The 7896-nt window shown below is 68.2% G+C and carries 7 protein-coding genes; 3 read left to right on the forward strand and 4 right to left on the reverse strand.

All coding sequences use genetic code 11. The features are described 5' to 3' along the window. Window positions 1-1483: hypothetical protein (locus GJV64_RS08625; RefSeq protein ID WP_164156854.1), on the reverse strand; the 1483-nt coding region annotated here is incomplete at its 3' end. Window positions 1484-1661: 178 nt separating this feature from the next. On the opposite strand from GJV64_RS08625, the gene gatB reads away from it, so the two are divergent. The 3 genes from gatB (at window position 1662) to GJV64_RS08640 (ending at window position 5061) form a co-directional block, all read left to right on the forward strand. Further along, window positions 1662-3170 (forward strand): Asp-tRNA(Asn)/Glu-tRNA(Gln) amidotransferase subunit GatB, encoded by a 1509-nt coding sequence (gene gatB, locus GJV64_RS08630; protein WP_164156855.1) that lies wholly within the window; start codon window positions 1662-1664, stop codon window positions 3168-3170. Window positions 3171-3265: 95 nt separating this feature from the next. Further along, on the forward strand, window positions 3266-4273 hold the full coding sequence (locus GJV64_RS08635; protein ID WP_164156856.1) for a nuclease-related domain-containing protein: 1008 nt from the start codon (window positions 3266-3268) through the stop codon (window positions 4271-4273). A gap of 236 nt (window positions 4274-4509) precedes the next feature. Then, a complete protein-coding gene (locus GJV64_RS08640; protein ID WP_164156857.1) occupies window positions 4510-5061 on the forward strand; it encodes a cell wall hydrolase in 552 nt (183 codons plus the stop codon). Here the strand turns inward: GJV64_RS08640 and GJV64_RS08645 are convergent. The 3 genes from GJV64_RS08645 to GJV64_RS08655 all read right to left on the reverse strand — a co-directional run. Next, window positions 5052-5354: a hypothetical protein gene (locus GJV64_RS08645; protein WP_164156858.1), complete on the reverse strand. Its 303-nt coding sequence runs from the start codon at window positions 5352-5354 to the stop codon at window positions 5052-5054. The two genes, GJV64_RS08640 and GJV64_RS08645, sit on opposite strands and share 10 nt — an antisense overlap. 8 nt (window positions 5355-5362) lie before the next feature. Next, window positions 5363-6775 carry an MBOAT family O-acyltransferase gene (locus tag GJV64_RS08650; protein ID WP_164156859.1) on the reverse strand — a complete coding sequence of 471 codons (1413 nt, stop codon included), beginning with the start codon at window positions 6773-6775 and terminating at the stop codon, window positions 5363-5365. After that, on the reverse strand, window positions 6775-7896 hold a 1122-nt coding region (locus GJV64_RS08655), incomplete at its 5' end, for an SGNH/GDSL hydrolase family protein (protein WP_205599570.1). The genes GJV64_RS08655 and GJV64_RS08650, both read right to left, overlap by 1 nt.

Below are 7896 nucleotides of genomic sequence, written 5' to 3' on the forward strand. Positions count from 1 at the left end.
CGGCCACCCGCGCCTGGCGGTCGGCCTCGCTGCCGGTACCGCCGGTTCTGGGGCCGGCCGCGCGCAACTGCTGCATCGCCGGCCCGGCCCGCGCTCGCGCCGCAGCGAGGCGGCCGGTGAGCGCGATCGGCTGGGCCGTGGCGCCGGCAAACAGCGGCACCACCTGGCCGTGCCGCAAGGCCAGCACATGCAGATACATCTCGCAGCGGCGTGGCATGTCGGGGTGCGGCCCTTCTTCCGGACGCACCACGCTGACCAGCTGGCCGGCCGGCAGTGCCGCCGCCGCGCGATCGAGATCCGCCAGGTCGCGCGCCGTGCCCTGCCAGGCCAGCGTGACCGACACCAGCCGCAGCGCCACCAGCGCGACAAGGCCCAGCACTGCCGGGTGGCGCAGCGTGAGCGCCAGCGCGGCCTGCAGGCTGCCAACCAGCACGAGGGCCAGGAACAAGGGCATGCGATCGGCAACATAGCCGATGCCGAACAGCGTGGGCGGGCACAGCAGCACCAGCAGCCCGCCGACGATGACCGCTGGCCAGGCGGCGGCCGCGAGGCTGATCAGGCGCCCGCGCCACAGCCAGACGATCAGCGCCGCCACCGCGGCGGACCACAGGAGGTCTGCCCAAAGGCCCGGCCCTTCGGCCACGCGAACGATGGCTTCAAGGCGGTGGCCGGCCAGTTCGAGCAGCCGGTCCGCGAGCGCGCCCTCCCGCCACAGGCGCGCCGTCGCTTCATCGGCGTTCGACAGTCCGCCCTCAGCCGCCACCGTGCGCGACGACAGGAACATCAGGACGGGCGCGATGGCCTGGACAAGGCAGCGGCCCAGCGCGGTGGCCAGCGCCGTCGGGGCGCGGTTCGGGTGTTGCCACCACCAGCCAAGTTCTAGCGCGGCGATGAGCAGGCCATAGAGCGCGAAGGCCACTCCGTGACACAGGTAGATGAGGATCGCGGCCGGCACCGCCACCGCCAGCCGCAGCCCCGGCCGATCCCGCCAGTGCGCCCACGCGGCGGCGGCCAGGAACGCCAGCCCGAGGCCGAAGAGGAAATTGGCAAAGCCCCAGTTCAGCACCCAGCTATACAGGAGCGGCAGCAGCAACAGCACCGACAGCCACTGCGGCGCGCCGGTCACGGCCCGATTGAAGGCCACCACGCCGGCAAACAGCGTCGTCAGGATGAGCAGCACCAGCAGATGCGGCAGCCACAGCACCGGCACCAGCTGCAGCAGCATCACGGCCAGCACGTCGAGGCCGATATTGGGCAGAAGCGCCCAGTTGGCGGCATAGTTGGCACCCAGCAGTGGATCGTCCCCCAGCCGGGCCAGCACCTTGTAGCGCACCACGTGATTGTAGAGATCGATCATCGGCAGGACCGGCGTGACCGCCGCCGGCAGCAACCCGGCCAACAGCGCCCCCGGCAGCAGCAGCCGCGAACCACTGTGCCGGGCCGGCAGCGCCATGCGCTCAGCGGTGTCGATGCCGTCCGGCACTTGCACTGCTTCTCCCTTCCCGACGCCAGACCACCGCCCCGACGCCGGCGACAAGGCGACGCCGGCGTGAGCCAAGCGGGGGTATGACAGTCAAGGTAAAGCCCTGCAAGTGCGTGGTCTTGCAGCGGTGCCGATCAGCGTCTTGCCAAGCGGCAGCACACTGGCCATAGCCAGCGCCATGACGGACGCAGCAACCGCAGCCGGCGCTTACACGGTCAAGGGCGCCACCGGCGATTGGGAGATCGTGGTGGGCCTGGAGGTGCACGCCCAGGTCACCGCCAACGCCAAGCTGTTCTCGGGCGCCAGCACCGCGTTCGGCGCCGAGCCAAACGCCCAGGTCAGCCTGGTGGATGCCGCGATGCCAGGCATGCTGCCGGTGATCAATGGCGAATGCGTGCGCCAGGCCGTGCGCACCGGCCTCGCCATCGATGCGCAGATCAACAAATGGTCGCGCTTTGACCGGAAGAATTATTTCTACCCCGATCTGCCGCAGGGGTACCAGATCAGCCAGCTCTATCACCCGATCGTCGGCGAGGGCCGGCTGGAGATCACGCTCGACGACGGCACGACGAAGACCATCGGGATCGAGCGTATCCACCTCGAACAGGATGCCGGCAAGTCGGTGCATGATCTGCACCCCACCATGTCCTACGTCGATCTCAACCGCTCCGGCTGCGCGCTGATGGAGATTGTCTCGCGGCCCGACATCCGCTCGCCCGCCGAAGCCGGCGCCTATGTGGCGGCCTTGCGCCAGTTGCTGCGCTATGTCGGCAGCTGTGACGGCAACATGGACGAAGGCTCGATGCGCGCCGATGTCAACGTGTCGGTGCGCAAGCCCGGGCAGTCCTTCGGCACCCGCACCGAGACGAAGAACGTGAACAGTGTCAGGTTCATCATGCAGGCCGTGGAGCACGAGGCCCGGCGCCAGGTGGACCTGATCGAGGCCGGCGGCGCTGTGGTGCAGGAAACACGGCTGTTCGATCCCGGCACGGGCACCACACGGTCGATGCGCGGCAAGGAAGACGCGCACGATTATCGCTATTTCCCCGATCCGGACCTGCTGCCCCTGGTGTTCGACGATGCCTTCATCGACCAGTGCCGCGCGTCGCTTCCCGAACTGCCGGCGGCCAAGCGCGGCCGCTATGAAACGTCGCTCGGCCTTTCCCCCTATTTGGCCGGCGTGCTGACGGCGGAAAAGGACACCGCCGACTGGTTCGAGACGGCGCTCGCCGCCACCGCCCGTCGCTTGGCCAAGCCGGAGACGGAGGTGGCCAGCCGGGTCGCCAATTTCGTGTCGACCGACCTGTTCGGCGCCCTCAAGAAGCTCGGCAAGGACATCACAGACAGCCCGGTGACGCCGGATGCGCTGGCCGAACTGATCGCGCTGGGCGCCGATGGCACGCTGTCCGGCCCGCTGGTGAAACAGGTGTTCGAGGCCATGCTGGAGACCGGCGAGACCGCCGGCGCCATCGTCGAGGCGCGCGGGCTCAGGCAGGTGTCGGACACCGGCGCCATCGATGCCGCCATCCAGGCCGTTCTGGATGCCAACCCCGACAAGGTGGCCGAATATCGCGGCGGCAAGGACAAGCTGTTCGGCTTCTTCGTCGGCCAGGTGATGCGGGCGATGGCCGGCAAGGCCGCCCCCGGCGTGGTCAACGACCGGCTGAAGGCGCTGCTGGACGGGTAAAGCGCAGCTGCGCCAACCAAATCTAAAGAGAATCATGGCCTGATGGAAATCGTGGGCAGGTAATGCCCAAGTGATTCGCCTGTCAGGTTGCGTGCATGATTCTGAAACCCCGCGAAGATCGCAATGCCAGCATTGCCGCGCTGGAGCGCCTGATGGCGCATCCGGCTGCCACCCGGCATGATATCCAGCGCCTGCGCGATCAGATAGACGCCATCATCAAGGGCGACTTGAGTGAGGGCAAGGCCGCCTTTGAGCTAGACACCCATTACGGCCACAACCGCAACTGGATGGTGATCCACGATCTACGGATCGAGGTGGCTGGCATGACCGCGCAGATCGATCACTTGCTGCTGGGCCGCTGCCTCGACTTCTGGGTGCTGGAAAGCAAGCGGCTGGCCAGCGGCATCAAGGTGCTCGAAAACGGCGAGTGCCTCACCTTCCGCAATGGCCGCATCCCTGTGGCCATAGATTCCCCGATCGAGCAGAATCGCCGCCACGTAAAGATGCTGCAACGGCTGTTGGACAGCGGCGCGATTGCGCTGCCCCGGCGGCTTGGCTTCGCGCTCAAGCCCCGGCTACACAATTTGGTGCTGATTGCCGAAGGCCGCATTTCGCGGCCAAAGACCGCCGTGCCAGGCATCGAGAGCCTGATCCGCACCGACCTTATGTTCAGCCATGTTGAGAGCATGTCGGAGCGCGGCAATCCGTTCGATCTGGCCAAGGTTGTCAGCCCGGACACGCTGGAGGACATTGGCCGGCAACTGGTGGCCCAGCATCAGCCCATCGAATATGACTGGGAACGCCGCTTTCTGGACGTCCGCCTGCGGCAGCCGGCACAACAGGTTTCAGAGCCTGCCGTGCGCTTTCAGCCACCACCACGCGCCGCCAACGTGGTGGAGCTGCGTTCGGCACCGGCCAAGGCGGGACCGGCGGCGCCCCCTTCCGCCCCGCAGAAAAAGGCAAGGGCACCCGTTGGAACCTGCGAGGCCTGCCCGGCGCCAGTATCCAGCGGCGTCAAGACATTCTGCGAGAAGAACGCGGAGCGCTTTGGCAACCGCATACTGTGCATGAAATGCCAGTCCGGCGCCGTCGCCAGCGCCTGAAACCGGCTCGTCTCACCGTCCCCGCCGGTCGATTCATCGCCTGTTAACTGCTTGGGGATTGACCCGGCGCGACGCTCATCTTAACGGCCCGGTCACGAAATTGGCGAGGGCCTGGCCGGCGTATCTGGCTGTCCCCCGCAGGTCGTCCCTGTCGCGCTGGCGCAATGTGTCTGGCTGCCGATCGCCGCAGGAGCGCAGGTTTGGCACGAAATGTGACCCTGAAGCCGCGTCATCAGATGCTGGCCGCTGCGGCGGTTCTTACCCTGGCCCTGGGCATGGGCCAACTGAGTGCCAGCGTCGGGGCGGAGACCCTGAACAGCCAGACCACCGCAGCGCTTGCGCAGCAGCAGGCGGTGCTGGCCGAAAGTCCTGAAAGCACGGCAGAGGCCGGACAGGAAGCCAAGACCCTGGCCGAGACCGGGCCCAATCAGCGCCATGTCGAATGTGTTGCGAAGGTGGTGCATCACGAAGCCGCCAACCAGCCGCTGAAGGGCCAGATCGCCGTGGCCCAGGTGCTCGTCAACCGGGTCAACAAGGGTTTTGGCAAGGACGTGTGCGCCGTGGCCAACCAGCCCGGGCAATTCTTCCGCCTGAACCGCTATCATCCGGACCGCGACAGCAGCAGCTGGTCACGCGCCGTAGACGTCGCCCGCGCCGTGCTGGCCGGCGAGGCCCGCGATCACAGCAACGGGGCGCTGTTCTTCCATGCCAACTGGGCCAGCCTGAACGGCTTTTTCCGCACCCGCACGCGCGTCGCGAGCGTCGAGGATCACGACTTCTACCGCTGATCCGGCCAATCGGCTGCCTGCAGCCGCTGCCACCCGGCGCGGAGCGTGGCGCGCGGCGCATCAAGCCCTCGCGCCGCAGTGCGGCTGCTGAGCCCCTGCGCGGCGGCATAGATGCCGGCGGTGCGCGGCCCCGGCTTCAGTCCATCAGCCCACAGCGCCAACGCGTGGGCGTTCAGCAGCAGCAGCAGGACAGCCGCGATGCCGACACTGGTCGCCACCTGGGCCCGGCCGCCCAGCGCCGTCGGCGACGGCTGATCGTCGATGTCGATGGGCGAATCGAAGGCGTCGGCCATGGGCGTCCTCAGAACTGGTAATAGATGAAGGCGGCGATGCCGTCGCCCCGCATCGTGTCGATGGCGAGGATGGCGAGGCCGACGGCAATGCCGGTGAGCGGCGCCGGCCAGGCCGCGACCCGCCGGGCCAGCACCGGCAGCAGCGCCGGCGGCGCGAAATGGATGGCCATCCCCAGCCCGATCAGCCCGGCCATCAGTGGCGTCGTCAGCGTGATCCCGGGGCGCATCGCCGCCATCTCGGCAAAATAGGCCAGCGCGCCGGCCAGCGTGTCGGCCCGGAAGAAGATCCAGCCGGCCAGCACGATGTGGAAGATGAACAGGATGGCCAGCGGGCGGGGCAGAAACGGTGCCGCCGATGGCCGCCATTCCCGCCACAGCCGTTCGATGGCCAGCACCAGGCCATGCAGGCCGCCCCAGATCAGGAAGGTCCACTTGGCGCCGTGCCAGAAGCCGCCCAAGAGCATGGTGAGCATCAGGTTGCGGCAGACGAACCACACGCCGCCCCGATTGCCGCCCAGGCTGATGTAGAGATAGTCCCTCAGCCAGCTCGACAGCGAGATGTGCCAGCGGCGCCAGAAATCCTGCAGCGAGGCGGCACGATAGGGCTGATCGAAATTGCGCGGGAAGCGGTAGCCCATGAGGCCGGCGATCCCCACCGCCATGTCGGAATAGGCGGAAAAATCGCAATAGATCTGCACCGCATAGCCATAGGCCCCGGCGAGCAGATCCAGGCCCGACAGCGCGGCGGGATCGCGAAACGCCGTGTCCACCAGGCCCGTCGCGAGCTCGCTGGCGATCACCGCCTTCTTGAACAGGCCCCAGACGATAAGGATCAGCGAGGCGCTGACCATGGTGCGCGTGAGCCGCGGCACGGCGGCGAACTGCGGCACCAGGTGGCTGGCGCGCACGATCGGCCCGGCGACAAGGTGCGGAAAGAAGCTCATCAGCAAGGTGAGATCGAGGAAGCTCGCCGGCTGCGTCTGGCGCCGCGCGATGTCGATCAGATAGCTCATGCCCTGGAAGGTGAAGAAGCTGATGCCGACGGGCAGGATGATCTCGATGAGCGGCAGGTCGCGGCCGAAGCCGGCAGCGGTGAGGATCGGGGCCAGTTCGGCCAGGAAGAATCCGAAATATTTGAAGAAGCCGAGGATGGCGAGGTTGGCGGCAACGCCCAGCCCGAGCCACGGCTGGACGCTCTCACCCGCTTCGGCGCGGGCGTGGACGCGCTGCGCCAGGCTCCAGTTGATCGCCGCCGAGGCGATCAGCAGCGCCACGAAGCGCCAGTCCCACGCGCCATAGAAGATCCAGCTGGCGAGCAGCAGGATGATCTTGCGCCATTCGTTGCTGGCCTGCCCCACCGTCCAGACGAGGACGAGCACGGGCAGGAAGAACAGCGCGAAATCGAGCGTGGGGAACAGCATCAGGGCACTGCCGCCGGCGTGCGCGCCGCATCCAGATCGGCCAGCAGCAGCCGCGCCACCTCGGCCCCGCCAGCCGGGGAATAATGGATGAAATCCGGGCCCATCAGCCCGTCCTGCATCCAGCGGATGGCCGCACACGCGCCGCCCTGCCGCGCCCGCCAGTCCCAGAAGGCAATGCCCAGATCGCCGGCGACGCGGCGCTGCACCTGTTGCACCACAGCCAGGCCCGGCGGCACGAACAGCGGCAGGCCGCGGCGCACGGCGCGCGGGGCCGGGCCAGCCAGCATCACCGGATCGGGCGCAAGGTTGCCGTCTGCATCATTCCACAGCGGGATGTCGAAGCCGTCGACCGGCAGACGGCCCGGGCTGGAACGGATGGTGGGGTTGCAGTCCGTGGCTTCGCCCGGGGCGTTGGCGGCCAGTGCACGGTTGCGGCTGGCGGCATCGGGCGGCCCCAGCATCAGCATCGGCACCGGCCCGGCAAGGCCACGCAGCCGTGCCACCTGTTCCCTGATCTGGCTCTCCAGTTGCACGGCGTCCACGGCGGGTGCGAAACCTTCGTTGGTGCCAAAGGCCAGGATGATGAGATCGGGCGGCAGCGCCTTCAACTGCGCGGCGATGGTGGCCGTATCGGCCCGGCCCAGGAACTGCAATTGCGAGCCCGGCACTCCGAGGTTGGAGACGATGACCCCGGCCGGCCGCTCCAGCCACCAGCCGGTGACGACCGCCTGGCCGGCCAGCAGATCGAGCCGGGCGGTGTCGGCTGGCGCGGTGAGGCGGAACCGCCGGCAATCCGGCGCCTCGACCTCGACGGTGAAATCCAGCTCCTGCCGTTCGCCGCCCAGCGTGAGGGCAAGGCGCGGACCCTGCGGCCCGGCAGCGACGCACACGCCAAAGCCGGTGAAGGCCTGATCGGCGGTGAGCGCCAGCATGGCGCCGGGCGTGCTGGAAGAGACACTGTAGCCGGTGAGACCGCGCGGCGGGAAGGCATCGGCCGCGCCGCTGCCGAACAGGCCGCGCGATTGCCAACCGCTCATCGACACGCTCACCCCGCGTGTCCGCACCCCGGCATGCGGGCGGCCGGCCGGCATCAGACCGCGGCCACCATTGCCCAGCCGGGC

Origin of the sequence: Sandarakinorhabdus rubra, assembly GCF_010994245.1 — a bacterium.
Taxonomy (GTDB): Bacteria; Pseudomonadota; Alphaproteobacteria; order Sphingomonadales; family Sphingomonadaceae; genus Sandarakinorhabdus; species Sandarakinorhabdus rubra.

Excerpts from the sequence above, each read along its gene's own strand:
- gatB (WP_164156855.1), top strand. The coding sequence starts at position 1,662 with ATGACGGACGCAGCAACCGCAGCCGGCGCTTACACGGTCAAGGGCGCC.
- GJV64_RS08645 (WP_164156858.1), bottom strand. The coding sequence starts at position 5,354 with ATGGCCGACGCCTTCGATTCGCCCATCGACATCGACGATCAGCCGTCG.
- GJV64_RS08635 (WP_164156856.1), top strand. The coding sequence starts at position 3,266 with ATGATTCTGAAACCCCGCGAAGATCGCAATGCCAGCATTGCCGCGCTG.
- GJV64_RS08640 (WP_164156857.1), top strand. The coding sequence starts at position 4,510 with ATGCTGGCCGCTGCGGCGGTTCTTACCCTGGCCCTGGGCATGGGCCAA.
- GJV64_RS08650 (WP_164156859.1), bottom strand. The coding sequence starts at position 6,775 with ATGCTGTTCCCCACGCTCGATTTCGCGCTGTTCTTCCTGCCCGTGCTC.